Annotated in this window: 22 protein-coding genes and 1 pseudogene; 5 read left to right on the top strand and 18 right to left on the bottom strand. The window is 51.3% G+C overall.

The window, feature by feature from the left end; translation table 11 throughout:
• The first annotated feature begins 119 nt into the window (after nt 1–119).
• The 4 genes from fdhD (at nt 120) to ACE5KN_RS26345 (ending at nt 7,475) form a co-directional block, all read left to right on the top strand.
• Complete coding sequence (fdhD, locus tag ACE5KN_RS26360) at nt 120–926, top strand: formate dehydrogenase accessory sulfurtransferase FdhD (protein WP_375528509.1); 807 nt, start codon at nt 120–122, stop codon at nt 924–926.
• Between the two features lie 102 nt (nt 927–1,028).
• Entirely contained in the window at nt 1,029–2,078 is a 1,050-nt protein-coding gene (gene hydE / locus ACE5KN_RS26355) for a [FeFe] hydrogenase H-cluster radical SAM maturase HydE (protein WP_375528508.1), read from the top strand.
• 39 nt (nt 2,079–2,117) lie between these two features.
• Nucleotides 2,118–3,533: a [FeFe] hydrogenase H-cluster radical SAM maturase HydG gene (gene hydG / locus ACE5KN_RS26350; RefSeq protein WP_375528507.1), complete on the top strand. Its 1,416-nt coding sequence runs from the start codon at nt 2,118–2,120 to the stop codon at nt 3,531–3,533.
• A gap of 183 nt (nt 3,534–3,716) precedes the next feature.
• Complete coding sequence (locus tag ACE5KN_RS26345; RefSeq protein WP_375528506.1) at nt 3,717–7,475, top strand: cadherin-like beta sandwich domain-containing protein; 3,759 nt, start codon at nt 3,717–3,719, stop codon at nt 7,473–7,475.
• A 149-nt stretch (nt 7,476–7,624) separates the two neighbouring features.
• Here ACE5KN_RS26345 and hydF read toward each other — a convergent pair whose 3' ends face one another.
• The 12 genes from hydF to ACE5KN_RS26285 form a co-directional block, all read right to left on the bottom strand.
• Nucleotides 7,625–8,914, bottom strand: a complete 1,290-nt coding sequence (hydF, locus tag ACE5KN_RS26340; protein WP_375528505.1) for a [FeFe] hydrogenase H-cluster maturation GTPase HydF — start codon at nt 8,912–8,914, stop codon at nt 7,625–7,627.
• A 41-nt stretch (nt 8,915–8,955) separates the two neighbouring features.
• Entirely contained in the window at nt 8,956–9,546 is a 591-nt protein-coding gene (locus ACE5KN_RS26335; RefSeq protein ID WP_375528504.1) for a 4Fe-4S dicluster domain-containing protein, read from the bottom strand.
• Between the two features lies 1 nt (nt 9,547).
• The gene (locus ACE5KN_RS26330; RefSeq protein ID WP_375528503.1) at nt 9,548–10,966 is read right to left on the bottom strand and encodes a [FeFe] hydrogenase, group A; all 1,419 of its coding nucleotides are present in this window, start codon (nt 10,964–10,966) and stop codon (nt 9,548–9,550) included.
• Nucleotides 10,967–11,017: 51 nt separating this feature from the next.
• Nucleotides 11,018–11,683, bottom strand: coding sequence for a 4Fe-4S dicluster domain-containing protein (locus ACE5KN_RS26325; RefSeq protein WP_375528502.1), 666 nt, complete (start codon nt 11,681–11,683; stop codon nt 11,018–11,020).
• Nucleotides 11,680–13,824 carry a formate dehydrogenase subunit alpha gene (gene fdhF / locus ACE5KN_RS26320; protein WP_375528501.1) on the bottom strand — a complete coding sequence of 715 codons (2,145 nt, stop codon included), beginning with the start codon at nt 13,822–13,824 and terminating at the stop codon, nt 11,680–11,682. Before fdhF ends, ACE5KN_RS26325 begins: the two co-directional genes overlap by 4 nt.
• A 130-nt stretch (nt 13,825–13,954) precedes the next feature.
• Nucleotides 13,955–14,305 carry a Na-translocating system protein MpsC family protein gene (locus ACE5KN_RS26315; protein ID WP_375528500.1) on the bottom strand — a complete coding sequence of 117 codons (351 nt, stop codon included), beginning with the start codon at nt 14,303–14,305 and terminating at the stop codon, nt 13,955–13,957.
• 95 nt (nt 14,306–14,400) lie between these two features.
• Complete coding sequence (locus ACE5KN_RS26310) at nt 14,401–14,850, bottom strand: GNAT family N-acetyltransferase (RefSeq protein WP_375528499.1); 450 nt, start codon at nt 14,848–14,850, stop codon at nt 14,401–14,403.
• 247 nt (nt 14,851–15,097) lie between these two features.
• The gene (locus tag ACE5KN_RS26305; protein ID WP_375528498.1) at nt 15,098–16,198 is read right to left on the bottom strand and encodes a DUF1648 domain-containing protein; all 1,101 of its coding nucleotides are present in this window, start codon (nt 16,196–16,198) and stop codon (nt 15,098–15,100) included.
• A gap of 27 nt (nt 16,199–16,225) precedes the next feature.
• Entirely contained in the window at nt 16,226–16,606 is a 381-nt protein-coding gene (locus ACE5KN_RS26300) for a GntR family transcriptional regulator (RefSeq protein WP_375528497.1), read from the bottom strand.
• Nucleotides 16,607–16,941: 335 nt separating this feature from the next.
• Nucleotides 16,942–17,412, bottom strand: a complete 471-nt coding sequence (locus tag ACE5KN_RS26295; protein WP_375528496.1) for a MarR family winged helix-turn-helix transcriptional regulator — start codon at nt 17,410–17,412, stop codon at nt 16,942–16,944.
• A gap of 257 nt (nt 17,413–17,669) precedes the next feature.
• Nucleotides 17,670–18,557, bottom strand: a complete 888-nt coding sequence (locus ACE5KN_RS26290) for an alpha/beta fold hydrolase (RefSeq protein WP_375528495.1) — start codon at nt 18,555–18,557, stop codon at nt 17,670–17,672.
• Nucleotides 18,558–18,909: 352 nt separating this feature from the next.
• Nucleotides 18,910–19,104, bottom strand: coding sequence for a hypothetical protein (locus tag ACE5KN_RS26285; RefSeq protein WP_375528528.1), 195 nt, complete (start codon nt 19,102–19,104; stop codon nt 18,910–18,912).
• On the opposite strand from ACE5KN_RS26285, the gene ACE5KN_RS26280 reads away from it, so the two are divergent.
• Entirely contained in the window at nt 19,069–19,254 is a 186-nt protein-coding gene (locus ACE5KN_RS26280; RefSeq protein ID WP_375528494.1) for a hypothetical protein, read from the top strand. The two genes, ACE5KN_RS26285 and ACE5KN_RS26280, sit on opposite strands and share 36 nt — an antisense overlap.
• 46 nt (nt 19,255–19,300) lie before the next feature.
• Here the strand turns inward: ACE5KN_RS26280 and ACE5KN_RS26275 are convergent, their stop codons facing one another.
• The 6 genes and pseudogenes from ACE5KN_RS26275 to tnpA all read right to left on the bottom strand — a co-directional run.
• A complete protein-coding gene (locus ACE5KN_RS26275; RefSeq protein ID WP_375528493.1) occupies nt 19,301–20,611 on the bottom strand; it encodes an FtsW/RodA/SpoVE family cell cycle protein in 1,311 nt (436 codons plus the stop codon).
• On the bottom strand, nt 20,608–20,940 hold the full coding sequence (locus ACE5KN_RS26270) for a PadR family transcriptional regulator (RefSeq protein WP_375528492.1): 333 nt from the start codon (nt 20,938–20,940) through the stop codon (nt 20,608–20,610). Before ACE5KN_RS26270 ends, ACE5KN_RS26275 begins: the two co-directional genes overlap by 4 nt.
• A 174-nt stretch (nt 20,941–21,114) precedes the next feature.
• Nucleotides 21,115–22,173, bottom strand: coding sequence for a DUF1835 domain-containing protein (locus ACE5KN_RS26265; protein ID WP_375528491.1), 1,059 nt, complete (start codon nt 22,171–22,173; stop codon nt 21,115–21,117).
• 41 nt (nt 22,174–22,214) lie between these two features.
• Nucleotides 22,215–22,778, bottom strand: coding sequence for a DUF5643 domain-containing protein (locus ACE5KN_RS26260; RefSeq protein ID WP_375528490.1), 564 nt, complete (start codon nt 22,776–22,778; stop codon nt 22,215–22,217).
• A gap of 257 nt (nt 22,779–23,035) precedes the next feature.
• Nucleotides 23,036–24,205: an RNA-guided endonuclease InsQ/TnpB family protein gene (locus ACE5KN_RS26255; RefSeq protein WP_375528489.1), complete on the bottom strand. Its 1,170-nt coding sequence runs from the start codon at nt 24,203–24,205 to the stop codon at nt 23,036–23,038.
• A pseudogene (gene tnpA, locus ACE5KN_RS26250) lies at nt 24,202–24,439 on the bottom strand (IS200/IS605 family transposase); the annotation flags it as partial. The pseudogene tnpA and the gene ACE5KN_RS26255, both read right to left, overlap by 4 nt.
• Nucleotides 24,440–24,510: the final 71 nt, after the last annotated feature.

Raw genomic sequence — 24,510 nt, 5'->3', positions numbered from 1 at the left:
AAATATAAAATTGACATTCTTCCGGAAAAGTGATGTAGTAAGTACATAGATGATTAGTATTTTTTAACATTTAAAGTTATTTTTGTGTTATTCAAATTTGCTGTACAGGGATGGTGACTATGAAGAACATCCAGCAAGCGGGCAGCATTATTCGTTACTGCCGGGGGCGGATCAGCCGGGAAGACGATACGATGGTGACAGAGCATCCCGTGACGATCAAAATCAACGGCGAGGAATTCGTTACCCTGGTCTGTACACCGGAGTTTATCGAGGATATGGCGGTAGGTTATTTGGCCTCGGAGGGCATCATCAGGGGATTCCAGGATATTCAGCATATATGGGTTCAGGAGGATGAAGGATACGTGCATATAACGACCGACCGCTGGAGCCTCCTTCACCGCCAGCTCTTCGCCAAGCGCTATATTACCTCCTGCTGCGGAGCCAGCCGCCATGGCTTCGTTTATGTCAATGATGCCAGAACGGCCAAGAGCGTATCCGGAATTCATGTGCAGCTGGCCTTTGACGATTGCTTCCGCCTGATGAACGAAGTGCTCACCGGAGCGGAGCTGTTTCACAGAACAGGAGGAGTTCACTGTGCCGCTTTGTGCAATACCGAGGGTGTTCTGATTGCACGCAGCGATATTGGACGGCATAATGCACTGGACAAAATTTACGGCTACTGCCTGCGGACCGGAATCGACCCTGCGAATAAAATTATTGTGTTCAGCGGCCGCATATCTTCAGAGATCCTACTGAAGTCCGCCAAAATCGGCACCGAGATCATTTTATCCAAATCCGCCCCTACCGGGCTGGCTGTTGAGCTGGCCGAGCACCTGGGCATTACATCAGTTGGTTTTATCCGTCCGGGCTCCTGCAATGTGTACACGCATCCCGAACGAATTACAGATTCCGGCCAATGGAAATAATCATATCTTTTATCCGATTTCAAACAAAAATGTCACTGTCCTTGAATTTTACTTTTGTTACAATCATTTCAAATGAAGGAGGGATGTCCAACGTTTGATTTATTGGAGCAATTGGCAGCCGGGGCTGTATTGCACAAACACGAATTGGTCTATCTGCTCAATCATCTTGACGAGGATTCCCGAAAGCAGCTGCAAACCCTTGCCCATCAAAAAAGAGTACAGGCATACGGAACAAGCGTTTACTTGCGGGGGCTGATCGAGTTCTCGAATATCTGCAAGCAAAATTGTCTGTATTGCGGATTACGTTCATCTAACAAGGAACTAAGCCGCTATCGCCTGCTGCCTGAGGAAATTACCGCATGCTGCCGCGAAGGTTATGAGCTGGGCTATCGTACCTTCGTTCTGCAAAGCGGAGAGGATGACTGGTACACAACGGAAAAACTGGTGCTTCTGATATCCTCCATAAAGAGCATGTTTCCGGACGCGGCCATAACCCTCTCCATTGGCGAACGGGAGGATGAGCCTTACACCAGGTTGCTCGAGGCGGGTGCAGACCGGTATTTGCTGCGCCACGAAACAGCGTCTCCCGCACTCTATCAGGCGCTTCATCCAACCATGACCTTTGAGAACCGCCGCAGCCGCTTGAGGGCCTTGCAGCGAATCGGCTATCAGATCGGGGCAGGATTCATGGTTGGTCTGCCTGGACAAACATCAGCGGACCTGGCGGATGACTTATTGTATTTACAGCAGCTGCAGCCCGACATGATCGGCATCGGCCCTTTTCTGCCGCATCATGCCACGCCGTTGAAGAATGAGCCGCCCGGGACCGTAGAACAAACGCTGGATATGATTGCTCTGGCGCGGCTGATGGTCCCGGATGCCTTGATCCCGGCTACTACGGCAATGGGCACTGCGCATCCGCAGGGAAGGGAACTGGCCCTGCAAGCGGGAGCGAATGTGGTCATGCCCAACCTCTCCCCCCTGTCCGTCCGTCCCAAATATATGCTGTATAACAACAAAATCTGTACAGGCGATGAATCGGCACAATGCCGGTTCTGTCTGGAGAGGCGGATTGAAGCCGCCGGCTTCCATGTCGACATGGGAAGGGGCGACAGCCTTAAGCACCTGACACACTCCCGTCACTGCATTTGATCCCTGAATCTCCAAAAAATTAGAAAGAAGGGAATGACCGTGAGCAAGTTGAATGAACGCCAGCTGGCGGATTTTATTCAAGACGAGCAGATCTTTGAGGCGTTACGCTATGGAGAAGAAGCCGTAGCCGATCAAGCGACGGTAGCCGACATTCTTGAGAAAGCCAAAAGCTGTAAAGGCTTGAGCTCACAGGAAGCGGCAGTTCTCCTGCATGTGGAGGATGAGGACACGCTGGAGCGGATGTTTCAGGTTTCCAGGGGCATTAAAGAGCAGATTTACGGCAACCGGATCGTTCTCTTTGCCCCGCTCTATATCAGCAACTACTGTGTCAATAATTGTGTCTATTGCGGGTACAAGCATTCCAATTCGGAATTTGAACGCAGCCGTCTGAGCACTGCCGAAATTGCCGAGGAGGTTAAGGCGCTGCAATCGCTCGGACACAAGCGGCTGGTGGTGGAGGCCGGCGAAGATCCGCGCAATTGCTCGATCGACTATGTTATTGACTGCATACGGACCATCTATGACACCAAGCTCGATAACGGCAGCATCCGCAGGGTCAATGTCAATATTGCCGCAACCACCGGGGAGGACTACCGCCGGCTTGCGGAAGCCGAGATTGGAACTTACATCTTGTTTCAGGAAACCTATCACCGGCCCAGCTACCGGCATTACCATCCCGCAGGCCCCAAACGTGATTACGATTGGCATACGACCGCCATGGACCGGGCCATGAGCGCGGGCATCGACGATGTCGGCATCGGCGTTCTGTACGGTCTCTATGATCATAAGTACGAAACCATAGCCATGCTTAAGCATGCGGAGCACCTGGAGCAAGCCTTCGGCTGCGGTCCCCATACCATCTCTGTCCCCCGTTTGCGCCCGGCCGAGAACGTGAATCTGGACAGTTACCCTTATCTGGTCAATGACTCCGATTTCGCCAAAATTGTCGCAGTTCTGAGAATGGCTGTCCCCTATACAGGCATGATTTTGTCCACACGTGAAGATCCGGAATTTCGGGATCGCATAATCAAGCTCGGCATCTCGCAAATCAGTGCCGGCTCCGCCACCGGGGTCGGCGCGTATAGTGTCAACCGGCTCAAGGAGGATACACCGCAGTTCACGGTCGGAGATCACCGCTCCCCCATGGAAATTGTCAAAAGCCTGTGCAAGGACGGTTACGTGCCCAGCTATTGCACCGCCTGCTACAGGGAAGGCCGAACAGGCGACCGTTTTATGCAGCTGGTGAAGTCAGGCCAGATTCATAACGTATGCCAGCCCAATGCGCTTATGACCTTTCAGGAATACCTGCTGGATTATGCCGACGAGGAGATGCGGGCCATCGGCGAACAGACGATTCGCGAGAACCTGGAGCGCATCCCCCGGGAAGGCGTCAGGAAGGCGACTGAGGACCAGCTGCAGCGTATTCGCACGGGTGAAAGGGATCTGCGCTTCTAGATGGTCTATGAGCCACAATGATAAGAGACATCTCCCATTCGGGTTAGATGTCTCTCTTTTTATGTGTTTGCGTGGATAAATCGTTTAATAAAAACTTTCAAAGACCCATAGCAAGAAATAGATTCTCGGTATACTATTAAATCAAAATTTCAATTCACAGTTTTTATTAAAGGAGAGGTTCCTTTGAAGCCAGCCAGATACTTCATCACATGCTTTACCGCTTTTTTGCTTTTCATTTCCGTATTCCCTTGGCATGCTCAGGCTGCAACCAGCGACGGGAATGCCGATATTTCCACCATTTATCAAGGTGCCGGGGCGCTATCTCCCGCATTTTCTCCATCCGTAACAGAATATTCGGTTCGCATGCGCAGCACGGAGCCCAATTATTATTTCGCAGTTGCGACCGCCAACCCGGACGCAACGATAGAATATTCTATGAACGGGGGAAACTGGACACCGCTGATGTATTATACGTCAAGCGGGTATCTCGCAACGAACAGGGGTGACAACACCCTTCTGATCAGGGTGACTTCCACGGATTTAACCACCACTAAAACGTATACCTTACATATTTATTTTCCGGAAACCAATGATGCAGATTTAAGCGATTTGCAAGCAGAACAGGCGACGTTAAGCCCGGATTTTGATCCTTCCGAAACGAGCTATACAGCAAACGTCCCTTATACAGTAGACAGCATTTCGCTGACCGCTGTGCTGGATGACCCGGCTGCCACGCTTACCATCAATGGAGCGGCGGCAACAAGCGGGACCCCCTCGTCTTCCATTCCCTTAAATGTCGGAGCGACGGTCATTCCCATCCGGACGTTAGCCGCCGATTCGAACACAACAAAAACCTATACGGCCACAATTTGGCGGGACTCGCCCGGCACAACCGCTGAGCTGAGCAATCTTGCAGTGCCTGGGCATACATTAAGTCCGACCTTTGCGGCCAGCACCACCGCTTACAGCTTGGCTGATGTCGGGTATGCGGACAGTACCTTAACCGTCATTCCGACAACGGCCGATGCGTTTGCCTCGGTACAAGTCCGCGTTAACGGCGGCGCATACACGGCAGTCGGCAGTGATCCGCTAAATCTGAATGTCGGGGACAATCAAATTGAGATTTTGGCGACGGCCCAGGATGGGAACACCAGCAAGCTTTACACGCTGTCTGTCCGCCGGAAAAACAACGAAGCATCGTTAAGCGGGCTGGCAGTTTCGCCCGGCGGCCTGAACGAATCCTTCACCAGAGGGGTTTTCCACTATACTATGGAAGATGTGGGGAACGAAACGGACACATTGACAGTTCAGGCGACATTGTCGGATACCGCGGGCGCTTCCGCCCGAATTAATGTAAATGGCGGGGCCTACACCACCGTGACGAGCGGAAGCAGCCTGGATGTTCCATTGTCTACAGGGAGCAATACCATAACAGTAGTGGTGACGGCGGAAGATGAGAACTACTCCAGCACGTACACCCTATTGGTGAACAGGCTGCAAAACAGTACAGTAGAACCCGATTCGGCTACGTTTGACAAGTATGTTGTTAATACTGACGCCGGACATTACCGGGATGTTGCCGTCACTTTAACTAACAACCATACCCTCGTGGCCATTACACATGCAGGTACGGCGCTTGCACCCGACAGCTATACCTTGTCCGGGGATACGGTGATCTTCCACAAGGAGTATCTGGCTACATTGGGAATCGGTTATCAGGTCTTCACCTTTGAGATGGACGGGGAGATTGACCCTGTTTTTACGCTCCAGGTGACTGATACGACCCCTCCTTCGCTGGAGTATGTCGTGGCAGGTGACGGCCATGCAAGCCTCACCTGGACACCTCTTGACGGAGCGACGGGATACAACATTTATCAGGGCACGGCTTCCGGCGTCTATGATTCCCCCATCGCTTCCGTCAGCGGAGCGGTTTACAATTATGACGTCACGGGTTTGGCCAATGGCACCACTTACTACTTTGCCGTGCAGGCCGTGAATCCGGGAGGCGACAGTGCCTTCTCCAATGAAATAAGCGCCACGCCGCAGGTATCGGCTCCTGATGTCCCCGTATTGCAAGAGCCGGTGGCGGGTGATGCGCAAGTGGACCTGAAATGGACCGCCGTGGAAGGCGCAAACGGTTATAAAATCTATCAAAGCCTGAACTCGGGCTCTTATGACACCGAAATTGCTACCGTTACTAGATCAGTCTACCAATATTCCGCAACAGGCCTGCGGAACGGCACAACTTATTATTTTGTCGTCAAAGCAGCCAATCCGGGAGGCGACAGCTCGGCTTCCAATGAAGTGAGCGCCATGCCCAAGACTGTTCCGGCAGCGCCAACGGACGTAATCGCAGTGGCGGGAGACAGACAGGCGACCGTCTCATTTACGGCTCCCGCAGAGAATGGCGGAAGTGCCGTCACCGGGTATGAAGTCACCGCTTCGCCGGGGAATCTCATCGCCACGGGCACGGCAAGCCCCATTACGGTTACCGGGCTGTCCAATGGCACAGCCTACACGTTTACGGTAAAAGCCGTCAACAGTGCGGGAAAAAGCGGCGCATCCGCCGCTTCCAACGAAGTGATACCGCAGGCTCCCGCTTCCGGCACGGATGACAGGGATGGCGGCAGCCGCGGAGACCGCCACAACAGCAGCGATTCGGCAATAGCCAGTCCCGTAGCGGATAAGCCCGCCGGAGCCGCTGTGGATGTGCTGCTCAACGGCAGCGCTCATAAGTGGGGATGGTCAACAACGGCTCAAGTCAACGGCCGACAGGTGACGACGATTTCACTTGACCAAGCGAAATTAGCGGAGAACCTGGCGGAAGCGCCAAGCGGCGTGGTGCTGACGATTGCCTCCGATTCGACATCGGAGGTGTTCATTGGCGAGTTAAGCGGCCAGATCATAAAAAGGCTGCAGGAGAAACAAGCCGTGTTGCGCTTTAAGTCCAGAAATGCGGTGTATACCCTGCCCGCCGGGCAAATCGACATCAACGCCTTCCTGGGTCAATTCGGACAATCGGTGAAACCGGAGGATATCACCGTTCAAGTGCAGATCGCCGCATTAACGGCAGACCAGCAGCAAATCGTTGATCAGGCGGCTGCATCGGGCAATTTCGAGCTTGCAGCGCCAGCCTTGAACTTCACGGTCCGTGCGGTTTACGGCGATAACAGGACGGAAGTATCTGCCTTCAGCAAATATGTGGAACAGGCCATTGCGCTTCCTCGGGATACCGATTCTGCATCGGTGGCAACAGCCGTTGCGATCAACCCCGACGGGTCGGTTTATCCCGTACCTGCCAGACTTGAAATGGGAGACGAAAATAATTACGCGGTCGTGAGCAGCCTGTCCAGTAGTATATATGCCATCGTTCGGCACACAGCGCAATTTCAGGATGTCGCCGGCCACTGGGCGAGAGCGTCCGTCAACGAAATGGCCGCACGGATGGTCGTTAACGGAGTTGGCGACGGACAATACGCCCCGGATCAGGATATTACGCGCGCCGAATTTGCCGCCATCCTTGTACGGGGATTGGGCTTAAAGCAGGAAAGTGACGGAAATTCCTTCTCGGATGTGAAAGCTTCCGCTTGGTACAGTGCGGCCATCGAAACGGCAGCCGCCCACGATTTAATCAGCGGTTATGCGGACGGCAGCTTTCATCCACTGGACAACATCACCCGGGAACAGGCCATGGTGATGCTTGACAGAGCAATGACACTGACCGGGCTGGCGGTTCCACTTAAAAGCGCAGAAACGCCGCTGGCTTCATTTACGGATGCCGGGAAAGTTTCCGACTGGGCCTATAACAGCATGGCCAACGGTATCCAGGCTGGCATCGTTTCGGGAAGAACGGCGGCGGAACTTGCACCGCAGGCTTTCATGACACGAGCCGAGGTGGCCGTTATCGTGCAAAGATTGCTTGAAAAATCAGGGCTTATTTAATAAGAACTTATTTAATAATGGAATGCCCATTTCAAGTAACTTCCGTGGTGACTTAGGCAGTCCCGAGATGTTTGATCATCCTTCCGACCGCCGGTGCAGAGAGCACCGGCGGTTTGTTTTTGAGGAGATATAGCAAGCATCTGCGCTTATCATTTTATGGGAGCACTCGGGCTTATATCTGATCCGTTATTCATCCAGGCCCGCATAACAGACGGGAATACTTCAATCGCTCTCGGAAATACCCCTTGGACGAAAGCGATAAACACACCGTAATTGACAACCGGTACCCCGGCGGCTTCCGCCTCCTTCAATCTGTACAGCATGGCCCTGCGGTTCAGCATGCAGGCGCCGCAGTGAATGATCAGCGCATACCGGTTCAGCTCCGGAGGGAGCTCACTGCCTGGGGCATGCTCAATGACCAGCTGCTTGCCTGTGACTTCCCGCAGCCAACGTGGGATTTTAATTGTTCCGATATCATCGCACTGCCTATGATGTGTGCAGGCCTCGGCAATGAGTACCCGGTCCCCGTCCTTCAGCCCGCCAATGGAGCGTACACCGCTGACCATGCGGGACAGATCCCCTTTATAACGGGCAAACAGGATGGAAAAGGAAGTAAGCGGCACGTCTCTTGGCGTATCCGCCTGGACCTTCATGAACACCTGCGAGTCCGTGATGACGATACGCGGCTTGCGGCCCAACGACGCCAAGGTATGTCCAAGCTCCTGTTCCCGGGTTACAACCGCAACCGCATTACATTCCAGAATGTCCCGAATCATCTGCTGCTGCGGCAGAATCAGCCGGCCTTTGGGGGCCGCCTTGTCAATCGGGACCACCAGAACAGCCACATCGCCCGGACTCAGCAAATCACCGACAAGCCGGAAGCGTACTTCCTCGCTCGCCAACGCTCCAGCCACCGCCTGCTTTAATGCATCTATTCCGTAACCGCTGAAGGTGCTGACAGGAAACCATCTGTCAGATGCTTCGGCCTCCAGCCGCGCAAGAATCCCTGTTCCATATTCCTCCGGACTTCGCGTCCCCTCTGTAAGCAAATCGATCTTGTTTAGTACAATAATGACGGGAATTCCCGCCGCCTTCAGCGTCCGCATCAGCTCACACTCGAAATCTCCGGCTCCCGCTTCGGCGTCAATAACCAGGAGGGCCAGATCCGTCTTATGCAGGATATTCATAGTTTTGCGGATACGCTCTTGCCCAAGCTCCCCTTTGTCGTCAATCCCGGCGGTATCCACCAATAGGACCGGCCCTGCCGGCAGCAGCTCCATGGCCTTATATACCGGATCGGTCGTGGTTCCGCTTACCGGAGATACGATGGATACCCCCTGTCCGCAAAAAGCGTTAATAAGACTAGACTTCCCGGCATTGCGGCGGCCGAACACAGCGATATGAGGCCTTTCCCCACGCGGCGTATCGTTCATACTCATTGGATGATGTCCTCCTTCACGGTTCAGAGAAAGAAAAAAGTCTATCCTAAAAAATAGCCCAGTCCACCGAACTGCTGCAATGCTTGTGCGCTTGCGAGTCTTTTGGCGGCAATGCTGTCTTCTACTTGGATCGCCTCGACAAGGTGAAGCGCATGAGTGGGACAAACCCGCACACATTCAGGACCGTCAACGCTGCCCTCGCATAAATCGCATTTGTGCGCAACCAGGCGCTCCTTATGCTTCCAAGTTCCACTGTCGTCCGTACGCAGCCCCGCCTGAAGCTGTCTCTGACCGTCCCGGTAAGCCGGAACCATGGCGATGGCTCCATAGGGACACACAAGCATGCAGGTTTTGCAGCCGATACAGGTATCCTCGTTAATGAAAATATGATTGCCTTGGTTGATAATGGAGCCATTGGGACACACATTGGCACAAGGAGCGTCCTCACAATGGCGGCATAACACGGGGACTGTAACCTCATTTGTCTCCGTAACTCTCAGCCGGGGATAGAAATCCGAATGAGCCGCCGGCTGCAGAAGCATATCTTGGGCTGAATGGGCTGTAACACAGGCTATTTCACAGGTATGGCAGCCAATGCATCGATCGGGATCGGCAATGACAAAACTGTTCATTTTAATCCTCCTTCACATTTGAATGGGAGTGGGACGCCGTCCTCTTCCTGGAATGAAACGCGGTATGAAGCAGGTTATGGGAAACATGGCCCAGAGGCTCACCCAGGAAGTCCTCATACAACTTAATAATGGCCGGGTTTTCATGGGATTTGCGCACCTGCTGCTGGTGATCGTGGCGGTATACGGAGCTTTTTCTCGCCTGATAAGCCTGCTTGCGCAGCGTCTCCAGCAGCAGCTTGGGTTGTCCTCCTCCGCTGACACAGCCTTCGGGGCAGGCCATCACTTCAATAAAATGATAGGGACAGGTGCCCTCCTGTACTTGCTTCAAAATGCCCCCGACATATTTGAGACCGGCAACAACGGCCACCTTCAGCTCAAGCTTGCCCACTTGAACCGCCGCCGTCCGAACCCCTTCCTCACCTCTGATAAAATCCAGCTGCAGGCTGGGAATTTTCTCTTTCGTAATCAACTCATAACCTGTGCGGATAGCCGCTTCCATGACACCGCCAGTCACGCCGAAAATGGAACCCGCACCCGAATACTTGCCCAGCGGCGAATCGAACGGCTCATCGGGCAGATTCACAAAATCAATGCCTGCATCCTTGATTAACTGCGCAAGCTCCCTCGTAGTGATAACCACATCCACCTCGCGGTGCCCGTTCACCTCCATTTCCTCACGGCTGCATTCAAATTCCTTGCAGGTACAGGGCATGACCGCGACACTATAGATATTCGCCGGATCTACTCCTTCCAGCTTCGCTCCGTAGGTTTTGACAAGCGCCCCGACCATTTGCATCGGCGACTTGCAGCTTGACAGATGTTCAAGCAGCTCGGGCGCCTCCGTCTCGGCATACTTGACCCAGGCAGGGCAGCAGGAGGTGAACATGGGCAAGCGCTCAGCGGACAATACCCGCCCGATCAGCTCCGAGCCCTCCTCCATGATCGTTACATCTGCGCCGAAATTCGTATCATAAATCCGGTCAAAATTTAATCTCCGGAGGGCGGAAGCCATCTTTCCGGGTGTCAGCGTTCCCATGGGCAAGCCAAATTCCTCGGCCAGGGATACACGGATGGCAGGAGCGCACTGCACCACCTTGTAGAGCTTCGGATCAGCCAACGCCCGCTTTACCTTCAGTACTTGTCCAGTGGAATAGGCAGCAAACAGCGGCTCCCGCACGCTGGACAGTTGCCCCCTCTGCAGCCTTTTGTGCACATGATCGTCATCGCCGCTGCGACTGGCCGGGGCATAAGCCGTACATATCTGCACACACTGGCCGCAGACGACACAGCGGTGGTCATCAATCGTCTGCGGCCGGCCCGGTTCGCCCAGGATGGCGTCCACCGGGCAGACCGCTGCACAGCGCCGGCAGCCTGTGCACAGCTCCGCATCAATGTTAATCAAAGAAGCGCTGTTTGGCATCACAAAATCATCCTCTCTTTTATCCGCTTCAGCGATAGGTTTCAGGTTAAGCTATACTGTCGTAGGGAAATGAATTCCAGCAGACGTTTGAGGCCGGGAGGGGGAGCCGTCCGCCTCCGGTTGCACAAGCCTGAGCGCTGCCGTTGGACAGACCGAGACACAGGCCGGTAACGGACTGCTTTCGTTCAGCCGCGCAGACGAGCCCTCTCTGTTCCCGGTTGATTTTGCACCAGCAGCGGCGGCTCCAGGCATATCCGTATTGATGCACAGATCGCATTTATAAGCGATCATTTTAGCTTTAGGCTGCAGCCTGCCGAATTGGCGTTCCTGCAAATGGGCCTGCTTAAGCTCCGTTCCGCCGCTGTATGCTCTGTAAAGAGTAATCGCCCCGAACGGACAGGCCAGCGAACAAGCTTTGCAGCCGATGCAGGCGTCCGCATCAATATGAATAACACCGTTCTCCTGACGGATTGCCTGAACCGGGCAGACATGCGCACAAGGGGCGTTCTCACACTGCCGGCACTGAACCGGCATGGTAAAGCTGTCTGTCCGGATCACATACAGCCTGGGAAGAACCGGTATCGTTACCGTTCCGACAGCTGTTCCTACGCCGTTGTCAAGATTGTGCACCGCAAAGCAGGCCAGCTCACAGGCCCTACAGCCGATACACTTGTCTGCTTCAGCGACGACCAGCGAATTGGGCTGCACCTTGTTCATTTCTGTACCGCCCCCGCCATCATCCGCTCTCTTAGCGCCGCATATTCCCGGCGGATCTGCTCCTCTGCCTGAATCTGATCCGCGATGGGTTCGATCCGGATGGCGCAATATTTATACTCCGGAGTTTTGGAGACAGGATCGAGATCATCTGCGGTCAACTCATTACAGGCCCCAATCCAGAAATGATAGGTCATGTAGGTAGCTCCCGCCTTGACCCGGTCGCTGAGCTGCGCCCTGGCCGCAACATTGCCGCGCCGTGAATAAACGCGGACCAACTGGCCGTTCCTGATGCCAAGAGCTGCCGCATCCTCAGGATTCATCTGAATATTCCCGGGTTCATCGGACAGCCGGCTGAGCGCTCTGCAGTTGCCTGTCATCGTGCGTACTGAATAATGCCCCACCTCTCTTACAGTTGAGAGCGTCAGAGGATATTCGGCATCCGGCTGTTCCTGCGGAGCCCTCCATTCACACGCATACAGCCTCCCTTTGCCGCTTGGCGTGGTAAACCGATTTCCTTTATATAAATAAGGGGTTCCCGGATGGTCATCAGAAGGACAGGGCCATTGTACCCCGCCGAGGGCTTCCATTTTGCTGTAGCTGGCCCCGGCAAAGGTCGGACACAGACTCCGCATCTCATCCCAAATTTCCTCCGAATTGCTGTAGGCCATCGGATAACCCATGGCCGTAGACAGCTCGCTGATGATCTGCCAATCCGGCTTGACGAATTCCGGCGGCTCGACAGCTTTACGAATCCGCTGGAACCCCCGGTCAGCCGAGGAATATACGCCGTCATGCTCTCCCCAGGAGGTGGCGGGCAAGATGACATCAGCATGCAGCGCCGTCTTGTTCATGAAGATGTCCTGTACGATCACCAGCTCCAATTGATCCAGCGCCTCCCGCAGCTCCGCGGCATTCGGGTCGCTTTGAACCGGGTCCTCTCCAAAAATGTAATAAGCCTTGATTTTATTCTCCTTCAGAATAAGGTGCGGCACTTCGGTCAACCGGTAGCCTGTTTTATCCGGTAAGGGCACGCCCCAGGCCTCCTCAAACTTCTTGCGAATCTTCTCATCCGTAACAGATTGATAGCCTGGATATACGTTCGGTAGTGCCCCCATGTCACAGGAGCCCTGTACATTATTTTGGCCGCGAACGGGACCGATTCCAACGCCAGGCCGCCCCAGGTTGCCGGTCAGCAGAGCCAGGGAAGCCAAACCCTTGACCACATCGACAGCCTGGGCAAATTGGCATACTCCCATGCCGTATAAAATCATCGCCTTGCCGGACTTGGCATACTGACGCATCGTCTTGCGGATATCAGCCGCCCTTACCCCCGTAATGCTCTCGGCATATTCAGGCGTATACTTTTGCACTCCGGATTTATACTCAGCAAAACCCTCGACATGGCTGGAAACATATTCCTTATCATATAAGGACTCCTCTATCAGCACATGCCCAAAAGCGTTGATCAGCGCCATATTCGTTCCGCCCTTAAGCGGCAGCCAGGTATCGGCCAATCGCGCCAATTCCGTCTTGCGGGGATCAGCTACGATCATCGTTGCGCCTTTCTGCTTCGCTTTTACTATTCTTCGGGCCACAATAGGGTGGGTAACGGGAGCATTATAGCCTACAATGAGAAGCAAATCGGTGTCTTCAATCTCAGGGATGGAGTTGGACATCGCCCCGTCCCCCAGCGAATAGGTCAACCCGGCAACAGAAGGGCCATGGCACACTCTGGCGCAATGGTCGATATTGTTTGTGCCTATGACCGCCCTCATAAACTTTTGCATCACATAATTGGCTTCATTGCCGGGTCCTCTTGCCGATCCTGTTCCCATAATGGCATCCGGCCCGTACTTCTCCTTAATCTCCGCAAGCTTATCCGCCGTGAATTGAATGGCTTCGTCCCACGAAACCTCCTTCAGCACTCCCTCCTTGCGAATCATGGGCTTGCGGAGACGGGCGGTCAGCAGCTGCGGATCATTCAGGAAATCCCACCCGTAGTGCCCTTTCAGACACAGGTTGCCTTCATTCGTTCTGCCGTCCGCAGGCTCTGCGCCCACGACCTGTCCATCCTCGACTTTCAAAAACATCTGGCAGCCGCTTCCGCAATACGGGCATACGGTCAATACTTTGTCTCCCATGCAAATCCTCCTCAAATTGTGATTTAATTCACAAAAATAAATATTAAAAAAGCCAATACAAAGCGTACTTGCAGCTACACTGTGTATTGGCTTATTAAAAAGCGAAGAGTCTAAGGCCCTTTCTCCCTAATCAAACCGATTTATTCAGTTGTATGATTACTGTTCTGCCCTGCTGTTTCTGACCGCACAGTCTCCAGGAATATGTAAACCGCCAACCGATGGCCTCGATCAATTCCTCCATGTATTCCCGTTCCAAATACGGCTTCAGCACTTTCCAGTATTCCTCGACAAGCTCATCGGCGCCTTCCTTCAATAAAATTTCCGACAGATTGGAAAGAATGCCTCTGATCTCGACCGTGACTTGTGAATCATTTTCCAGCTTGACCTTCACACTTTCAGGTCCTTTTCCCTTGTAGTCTTTCACAATTTTTACTGCAAGTCTTCGAATCTTTTCCTGGTATTCAAAATTTGCTTCTGGCATAACAACTCACCGGTGGATCATTCCTTTTTTTGGAATTCCTACGAGCAATTTTATGTTAAACCCTTCCAGAAATATTGTCAATCCATAAAATTCTATTAGGACTCCATTCTCAAAACCATGTCCACATGGGGAATGTTATCCTCCAGATAAACGTCCGAAACGGCCTGGAAGCCGAAGGAGCCATAAAAGCCGTGCAAATAGTTCTGAGCCTGAATCTTTACCGTTGTCTCGCCCCATTCGTCTTTAAGAAAGGCAATCGCTCTCTTCATAAGCTCCTGTGCCAGTCCTTTTCCTCTATATGCTTCTTTTACAAGAACCCTGCCAATGGAAGCATCGTCATAGGAGACTCCCCGCGGCACGAGCCGGCAGTAAGCAGCGATCTCTCCGTCCGCCTCCAGAAACAAATGGCGGCTCGTCTGGTCCTTGCCGTCGATTTCCGGATACAGACAGTTTTGCTCCAGCATAAATACATTGACGCGAGCCTGTAAAATCCGGTATACCTCGTGTCCGGTCAGTTCGTGAAACGTCTTCAATTTCCACTCCATGGACTACACTCCCTTTCTCTAACGCCCATTATAGCATCCGCAATATGCCACGGAAAAAGGATATAACTAGACAGCATAGTGAAAAAGCAGGAAACGCAGCCGATCGGTCATCGACTGCGTCTGCTTTATAGCGAAGCGGAAAACTGCAAGCTTCCATCTCCTTCTCTGCTGCAAAAAGACTCCCTGGCTCATGGGCTTGCGAGAAGGTTTCTGGCAGCTTCAATCCCCGCACCATGTCCCGTTCAAATCAAGGCACCAGAAAACTGACCAAAATAATAGAACCAAATAGACCAATCAGCAGCAGCCATGCGGCAGGTCTGGCATGATTGAGCGTCCAGCCGAAGCCCATTCTCTTTTCAACAAACAAGGAAGGATCATTAGGGTTATAATAAAAGATCCCCAACTTCCAGTTGTCATCTTCATTACGCGGTGTTACGGCCGAAGGTTTTCCCCCGGACTTAACCCGGCTTCCTCCCTGTCCAGTTGTGATAAACAGCACAGTGACACCTGCCAGAATCACAAACACCATGGCTATAACCACGATAAAAGTCAGATCAGGATTGACCGGATAAATCATCGTCATCTGTATGAAATTAAATAACAGGATGAACATGATCGATGTGACAAAGTTAAAGAGAGAGTTTCTCATCCGAAACACCGCGTTTTTCTTCAGCGAAACTTCCGGGTTATCCGTATCGACCTGCTGCCTGCTGCGGTGAATGATCGTATTGATGTACAGGAACATCATCGTCAATATCGCTTGCATGATCACCGGCATAAATACGGTCCCTATGCTCTTGTCCTTTACCGTTGACGGATTCCCCGCAAAATCATATTGCATGACAATTTTGTCAGGAAATTTGTCATAACTGACGATTGTAAAGATAGCGGTAAATAAAATAATGGCCGCATGGATCAGATACCATTTGTTTGACAGAGCCAGCTTGCGGTCCCGAAATTTCGTATCCAGGATCAGCTTAGATGTATGCATGGTATCAGACAGATGCTCAGCCTTGTATTTTTTCATTTTGAAATGGAAGTAACACAAGGTTAAGAAATGAGCAATAATCATGGCAATCGTGTACACACCCATCCATACTCCCTGTGCATACGAATCAGAGCGGCTGACCGTTCCCCACACACATATGACAAGCAAAATCAGCTGCAGCGTTATATTCAGGGCGGCAAAATTTCTCCTCATGACTTGAAGAGGCCTGCTGTAATATGCTTCTTCGCTTATTGTAACGCCGAAGCTTTCTGTCCGGCGGGTAAAATAAGGCGTGAAGGCCGTCAGAAATACTGTGGGCAGAAAGATAACCATCAGCATCATAAAATGTATCCATTGCATCGAACATCCCTCCTGGAAGTAGTTAAATTAAGCTTTAATGTCCTTATAAATGCTTTCGACCATATCGATGAGTTCATCCTGTGACATCCCGCGCAGAATCGCTTCGGCAATGACCGGTCTCAACTGCTGCAGCTGCCTTGCTGTAAAATGCTCATCCACCTCCGGCATGCCGTTGGGATTGACTACAACTCCCTTTTGCCGGTGAACATGAATGTAATCCTCCTGCTTCAGTTGGTTATAAGCTTTGTTCACAGTGTGCAGATTGATGCCGATGTCCGACGCCATACTCCGTACGGAAGGAAGAGCTTCTCCCGGAAGCAGCTTGCCGCTGGCAATGCCTTCTATAATCTGATTAATCAGCTGCGTATAAATGGGCAGCTCTGATTGCATATCCAGCTCTATGATCATGTTCTGGCACCCCCGATCCTGTTCACATCTATCTGTTATATATGTAGTATAACAGATATTTTATATGTATGTAAATCCATTTATAAAACAAACGCAACTCGTCCCCCGAAGGAGAACGGATTGCGTTTTATTAGTATCGGCATGAAAAAAGGAGCAATCGAGCGGCGATTGTTCCTTTTTCATAATATCAGCAAATATAAAATTTGGCCGTCCTTCATCCGAAATTACAGAATGCTGATTTGGACAGTAGTGTCCCAACATTTCTTGAGGGGAACTTCATTAAGGACAGACTCCCTTGTAATTCACGCTGACGCACATCCCTGTTTCACTCGTGTTCAGTCGAGGTCCTGCGCAGCCCAGCCGGGCGCATCCATGCGAACGGCTCCGTCTCCGATAAGCGACTTCAACCGCGCCTCAAGCGTTGCGAGTTCCGAGACGCCAATCTGCTGTTCCCATTTATTGCGCAGCTCATCAAAGATTGCTTCCCCCTGTCTCAAGACTTCAAAACCGAGAGGGGTGACCTGCAGCCGTTTGCGACGAGCATCGTGCGGGTCAGATTCGCGAGATACATAACCGCGGTCGAGGAGAACTGTGATCGTCTTCGATGCCGCCTGCTTCGAGACAGACATGCGACGTCCCAAATCCGAGGCACTATCGGCGCCTGCGGCGATAGCGCGCATCGCGAAGTCATGGACTGGACGGAAATCGTCGTACCCGCGAGCGGCCAGCTCGACCATCGCTGCGTCTACAAGCGTGCGGTAGCCGCCCAGGAGAAGCAGCGCAAGATCGGCACCAGATCGAGACATAATGTTCCTTCCTTTGTTAGCACGTTTCTATTTATTCTAATCCAAAGCAGCATCGTTTTCCAGCCTTATATCTCAGTGCCATAACCACCCTTTCTTCATTGATGGGATGTAAGACACTTTTGTCCAATATCTCTGCAGAGGATGCGAAGAACAAAACATTGTGCCAAAAGGATCGAAACAAATGTTCCTTGAAACCCGCTCAGCGTCCGGTTAGCGGGCGATGGCGCAGAGCCCGTTGCTTGCGCCATCGGCGCACCTCAATCCGTGTCGATGCTCTTCAGGAAATCAAGGATCACGGTCGACAGAGCTGCCGGTGCCTCCAGGGCCACGTAATGGCCGACGCCTTCGAGCTGCACGGATTTGATACCCCCGACCGTGATCTGGCCCACGGTTCTCGCAGTGAACGGTCCGCCACCCGCACCGATAGCCAGGACCGGCATGGTCAGTGGGTTCGTTTCGGCGAGTGCCTTGATGCTATCGCCTTCGGTGAGCATCGACTGGTAGAGACCGACCGCTCCGCGCCAGCCGTTGGGGCGGGAGTACGTGCGAACGAACTCGTCAATGTCGGTGTCAGTGATCGCCCCCTGAACTGCGGTCATGACAGGGAATGCCCAATCTCTTAGGAATTCCCGTTCGCGTCCGGCGAGCAGCATCTCGGGGATGCCAGGTGCTGCCAGGACGCCAATATGCCAGGAGCCGCCGTGAGTAATATCACCGAGGCCTTCGAGCCCGAATCCGGGAAGGCCCATCTCGATCGCGGTGAAGCTGCGAACATCTTCCGGGTGCATGGCCGCCAGTCGGAAGACAGTTGCTCCACTGATGTCCTGTCCCGTGAGGTGCACCGGACCTACGTCGAGCTGCTGGATGAGAAGATGCAGATCTTCGGCAGATGTTGTGCTGTCGTAGTCACCCTCGGCGTTGCTTGAGTCACCGAAGCCGCGCAAGTCGACGGCAAATACCCGGTGGTTCAGGGCAAGCAAAGGAATGAGCTTGTGGAACGCCCACCAGGTCTCCGGGAACCCATGAATCAGCAGAATCGGGGACCCGGCGGTCCCAGAGGACACGTAGTGAATCGTGATCCCGTTGACCTGCGCCGTGTGATGTGCGATCCCAGGAATCGACGCGCTCGAATTCGTAATGCTCATTTTTGTTCCTCCTCCATTTTAGATAACCTTGTTGCTTGAATTTTAGACAACCCGGTTGTCTAAAATATAGACAACTAAGTTGTCTTTGTCAAGTGGCTCGTCCACTCTGATACATGTCTTGATCTGGCTCGCTGGTGTATTGCCACTTAATGAACTGGAAGTCGGCGAGTGGCACTGGATGATTGACGTCAACATACTGAGGATGGCCTATTTAAAAAAGGAACAATCGGCCATCGATTGTTCCTTTTTCCAAAATATCAGGCAAGTATATAATTTTAAAATTTGGCCTCTCCTTTGCTTATATTTCACCGGAATGAAACGCTGCCCGCCGCCAAAGGACAGCAAGAACCATTTAAGGCTTCGACGGCAGCTTATTCGCCTCGTGGATCAGCGAGAAATACTGGTCGGCCAGTACGACCTTGTATTCGGGCCCGAGCGAATCGGAGATTGTCGCGACGTACGTAGGTGTTAAGCTCCAGGCGAGCAGCTCGATGGAGACAAATAGCGGCGATTGGCCGTCCCAGTTCGCTTTGGCTTCTGCCAGTATTTTTTGACCATCCTGAACCGTGCTGATGCCCTGAATGATGGATACCGGAAGCTGGCCGTTGACGATTTCGACGCCATGCCGATCTTCCCAGCTCAGGAGCAGGCCGGATGGCCGGTAATTTTGCCGGTCAAAAAGAACATTTCCCGATAAATCACTGCGAGCAATTCGCCCCTTATATTCCCTTCTAAGTAAATTATTAATAATTCCTTTCGACTCGAACCATATCCTTCCGCCGATACACGCTGTAGATAATTCCTAACGCTGCTAATTGTACCAGCAGTCCAATTCCTCCATAGCTGATGAACGGCAGCATCACAGAGGTCAACGGCAGAAGCCCCAGGGACATTCCTATACTATACGTGAATTTAAACGAGAACAAAGCTCCCAAGCCAATAATCAGCATTTTTCCATAGCTGTCCTGCACGGATAATGCCACTCTGATCAGTTGATATATAAACATGATAACAATGAGCAGGATAGCCGCACCGGCAAGCCATCCAAGGCTGTAGATAATATACGTAAAAACGTTGTTCGAATAAATGTAAGGAAGTTTTCCCGCTACAGACGCAAAGCCATGCCCCCACCATCCAGCGGAACGAACAGCTTCACCAATCTGTATGTAGAAAAATCCTGTGCCTTCCTGATCTTTAAATGGGAAAAGAAAAGCGGCCAGCCGCTCACGACCATACTCACTGAACGAAAAGAAGATGAGTGCACATATTGAGAAAAGCATATGAGGTATCATCCACTTCAGGGAGCACCGCGAGAAGATTAGAAGCAACAAATAAGAGATAACATACTGCAGGACAGTTGCAAATGAATGAGCTGATGTATAAAGAATCAAGGGCACTGCAGAGAACATAACAAGGTGGTAAAATACCGCCTTCCAGGATTCGTTACGCTGGTAGAGAAACCCCGCTGCCGACACAATAAATGTAAAAAGACTTACCTCCAAAAAATTAACCGATAGAGGACCTAAATTGAAGAAGCTATGCGTTCCATTAAGTCGCGACCCAGAATATATCCCCACGATCAAACAGACAATAGTTCCGCCATAAAGTACTTTCCACATATGCAGCAGCAGCCGATATTGCAGTCTACTCAACACGAAGAGAACGACCAAACCAATCGCCATGAATACCGCTTGTTTTTCCAGAAAGCTGATTTCTGCCATACTGCTCGATATTGCCGCATAACTAAGATCTATTGCATACATAGATACAAGAGCAACAGCCAGCAAAAGTATTAAATAACTGAGCATGCCCCAAGGAATACGCGGCCTATGTACCTGATTTAGTCCCTTTGCTACCGATTCTGTACTCCCCATCTGGGCAATCGCCCATTGTGCCGCCGCATCATCATCCAATCCTTGAGCAAGTTTATGCTCCATTAGCCCTTCCAGATGACCCGCAATTTCCTCTTTGATATCTTCACGCAGCTCTCTTGCTTTCACTTGACCAGACACATGATCAACATATTGCTGTAAGAGTGGGTGCAGCTTTTTCATATTGGCTCCTCCCCAAGAACTCGATCTACCGCCGTACGGAACAGCCTCCACTCCTGTCTCTTCTCCTGCAGCTGCCGCCTGCCGCTGTCGGTAATCCGGTAATATTTGCGTTTTCGTCCCTCGGCCTGCTCCCAATAGGACTCCAGCCATTTTTCGGTCTCCATGCCGTGCAGAATCGGATAGAGCGTTCCTTCCTTTAAATTAAACGTGCCATCCGACATTCGTTCAAGCTCCTTGATCAGCTCGTAGCCATATCGATCCTGCTGATTCAGCAGATTCAGGATCAATGTGCCTGTGCTTCCCTTGAGCAGTTCCTTATTGATTCGCATCAAGTCACCACCTGTTCTTGTATTCGATAAATAGATTATACATCGTAATTATATGCATCGTAAATCTATGTATCAAAATATTCCTGTAGGCCTATGCGAAGTCGCCTAAGCCTACCCAATCCCTGTATTTATACTGCCTGGAAGCTGAGTCTGTTGTTCACAATTGCTTCTAACTTATAGCTTTCGTTTACGTCTGACACTGTAATATCGCATCCCTGCCGGAACACCCTTGATTTCCAAAACACCTGCGTAGATTAGTTCTCGTAACCGGTATTCAAAATAGGAGTCATCGACATATTGATCACAGTAACCAATCGCTTCACCAATGATACGGGCAGATTTCAGAAAGCCATTGTCGCCTGCCGGAGGTTTAAGTTTGTCCAGCTTCTCCAGTAGATACCGATCATAATAATCGGCCGGTACCTCGACCACGGCATCGTCCTGCCAAATGCGCAGCACACCGGCTTGCTCACAAATAGCCTGCCAATCCTGGATCAAGCAAGTCATCTCTTCATCGCCCAGCTTATGATTTTCATCTAAGCGCATGAGCGCCTCCTGAAGCTTGTCAGACGGGATTTCTCCCGAGTACCGATAGATGATAAAGGCATCCGGACGGTTGAACAGCTTCTCACAAATTGCACAAGCATCATATACTGCCACCGCATTCCGTTTACCGCGCAGCAAATAAAGGGCGTGTCTCATGCCTGCCTGCTCATAAGCATTGCTGCTGGTCCATATCACTATTTTTGCCTGCCCGGGAATCTGCTCCAATTTGCGGAGCAGCTCATCGTATTCTTCTTCGAATTCAGTATATTCTTCATATGCATCCGTTATATTATCGCGGAACCACTCGCTCCGCGCTTCTCTTCCCTCGGGCGTGTCCAAGGCGTATAGTGGTCCAATGGCATAATTCTCGCGCAAAATAATCAATTTATGCGTTTCTGACCAGCCAAGCCCTTTCAAGGCCATCTTCATACTCCCGGCAAAGGAATCCCCGCAGACGATATGCACATGGGTACAGGACGGAACTGGATCCCAGAGAATTCTTTTGTCCTGCTGCCCCATCAAATCATCATAGAGTTCAATGAAATCGGCAGCATATGCTTCGGGTGATTTTCCCTGTTCCTTCTGCATCTTGATATTCATTAAAATCAGCCTCAAATACGATCGAACATCTTCGTCCCGCAGATGATCGACAGCTTTTTTGATGGCAAGCATATCCTTCATACTCATCATGTGACACCCCAATCTTCATTATTTCCAATGCATCCCGGTCATTCATTGACCGGGACCTTGATAGCCAGCTCGGGAATGATCATCTTCTCGCGTGTTTCATGTGAAATGAGGTACGGTAGTATCGTGATTTGTGTGGGCATCCGCTCAAAAGGATCCATATCCATATTCATCGCTATCATTTTGGTATTGGGGATGCCTCTGCCAAAACCTCCTCTATCTGCTTCTATCCGGTTGCCGTCCTGATCCTCAAGCATGTAGCGAAGCCGTTCCCGCCTTTTCGTTAAATCCTGCTTGCTGTAATCTTCATTCATCGTCAGCCTGATCATAACCGGTGTAATTTCAATCCTGCCCAGCGATATTTTGAATTCCCTCCATTCCTTGGGCGGCGCATCCGAGGTGATGATCTTCGTCTCGCTTTCATTTTTCTTGACAGGAATATCAAAAACAAACCTCTCCTGATCCATTCCCACCAAACCGATCTCCAGGTTAAGGGTAAATTCGTCCGGAAAGCGATAAGTTGTTCCATCCTTGGAACTGTAATCTGCATAACTGATTGTAACTACTGCTGCCGCAGGAGAATCTGTCCGTCCCCAATTTTTCATGTTCCCTTGGCTTACATACATATCGACAATTTCGCCGTTGACCTTACCGCTGACACTGTAACCGCGATTAATGAACCTCCCCTACTTACGCTTGACTTAGAAGTAGGGGTTTCTTACCAGCCACACCGTTACTTTCTGCAAACCAATAGGTTGGCTATTGGCTTTCGCTGCCAGCAGCGGAAATCTAACAGGGTGGTTCAGTAAGCAACACTTTCTGCAAGTGGGTGGGAACTCACCATCTACTACTTCTCACTCATCTAAGCGATCCGTAGATACTTGATCGATTTCGTTTCGCCCAAATATCGAATTTCTCCATGCAGATATTTGGACAATATTCCTTTGCTTCCATGAATGTCCCGATGTTCTTCATAGCCGCAGGAGCAGGTATAGTTTCTTGTAGAAGTCTTTTTCCTTCTACCGCAACAAGGACATTGTTGACTTGTGTAGCTTTCATCCACCTGTTTCACGCTCGTTCCATGAGCTTCAAGCTTGTATTCGAGTTGTTTCCGGATCTTGCCGAAGCTCCAATTAGATAACTTTTGCGTAGCGGTCTTGCTTTTCTTCTTTTTCGTATGACGCTGCACGCCTTCCACCTTGCCAATCACGACTTCCTTGACGCCATTTTCCGTACACCACTGCACAAATTGCTTGGTTGTTTTATGTATGACATCCTGGAGTTGGCGTTCGCTTTTGCTGAGGATGTAGGTTTTGGCTTTCTTGTACTTTTTCCACTGCCGACTCCCTTTTTGGCATTTGCTCATCCGCTTCTGGATTACGGCCAGTTTCTTGTTGCGAAGCCGATGAATGCTTCTGGCTTTTCTTCCCGTGATCAGGAGCGACTGGTTTGCGGTGGTCGTTGCCGCGATCGAGTGAATCTCTCCCAAATCCACACCTGCAACCTCGCTGCCCTCGTTGACTTTGGCCACTTCCCCATCCTCATAGCAAAGAGAAACCATCAGTTTTCGGTCGTACACCAGTTCGATTTCTTTGATCTCGGCATCAGGCAAGTCAGCCACGACGATCTGAATCGGTTGCTGGCGCTTGCCGTTCTGGATGCCTAAGCTTAATTGGATGGTGTTGCCCTTGATTCTGAACGATTGGTCTACCCATTTCGTGTTGAAAACCTTCTTCTTTTTGTAGGGGTATTTGGTCTTGAGGCCTTGCCTTTTCGCTTGCCTTGCGCTCTCTCGGGCAAACAAATATTTATGACAAACGGCCTGTACAGACTGGGAGTGAAGAGGGAATCGATTTTTTATAGCGGCTTGAAGTTTGGTTTGTCCAATCCATTTTCCATCGTGCTGCAGAGAATAGTTCTTGGCGATGGACAGACACTCATTCCAGACTTCGGCCGAAATCCGGTTGCACGCAAACAGTCGGTCCAGATCGGCTTTGGAAGTTCGGAATGCGGTTTTGACACAGCGAATCACCCTGCTTTCACCCCCTTCCCTGAATGCTCAATATAGGTTTTCCATACTTCCAGAGGGCGCCGCCCACGGTAATTAGACAGTAACTTTGCGACCAGAATTATAGTTTCCACAATTTCTTTTTTACATTGGAGAAATCTTTCTTGATAAGACGAGAGCTGGCACTCTTGTGATATATTTGGATAGTTCCGTGTTGGGATGCGCCTTGAAAAGGACATGAATAGGATCGCGATCGTGACAGTTCTCTTCCTGCCACTAATTTCATCTACACACCAACGGTAGAGGCGAAATTGAAACGTGATTTAACG

Origin of the sequence: Paenibacillus terreus, assembly GCF_042138595.1 — a bacterium.
Taxonomy (GTDB): Bacteria; Bacillota; Bacilli; order Paenibacillales; family Paenibacillaceae; genus Paenibacillus; species Paenibacillus terreus.
The sequence above is the reverse complement of the archived record's forward strand: the minus strand, read 5'-3'. Positions and strand labels throughout refer to the sequence as shown.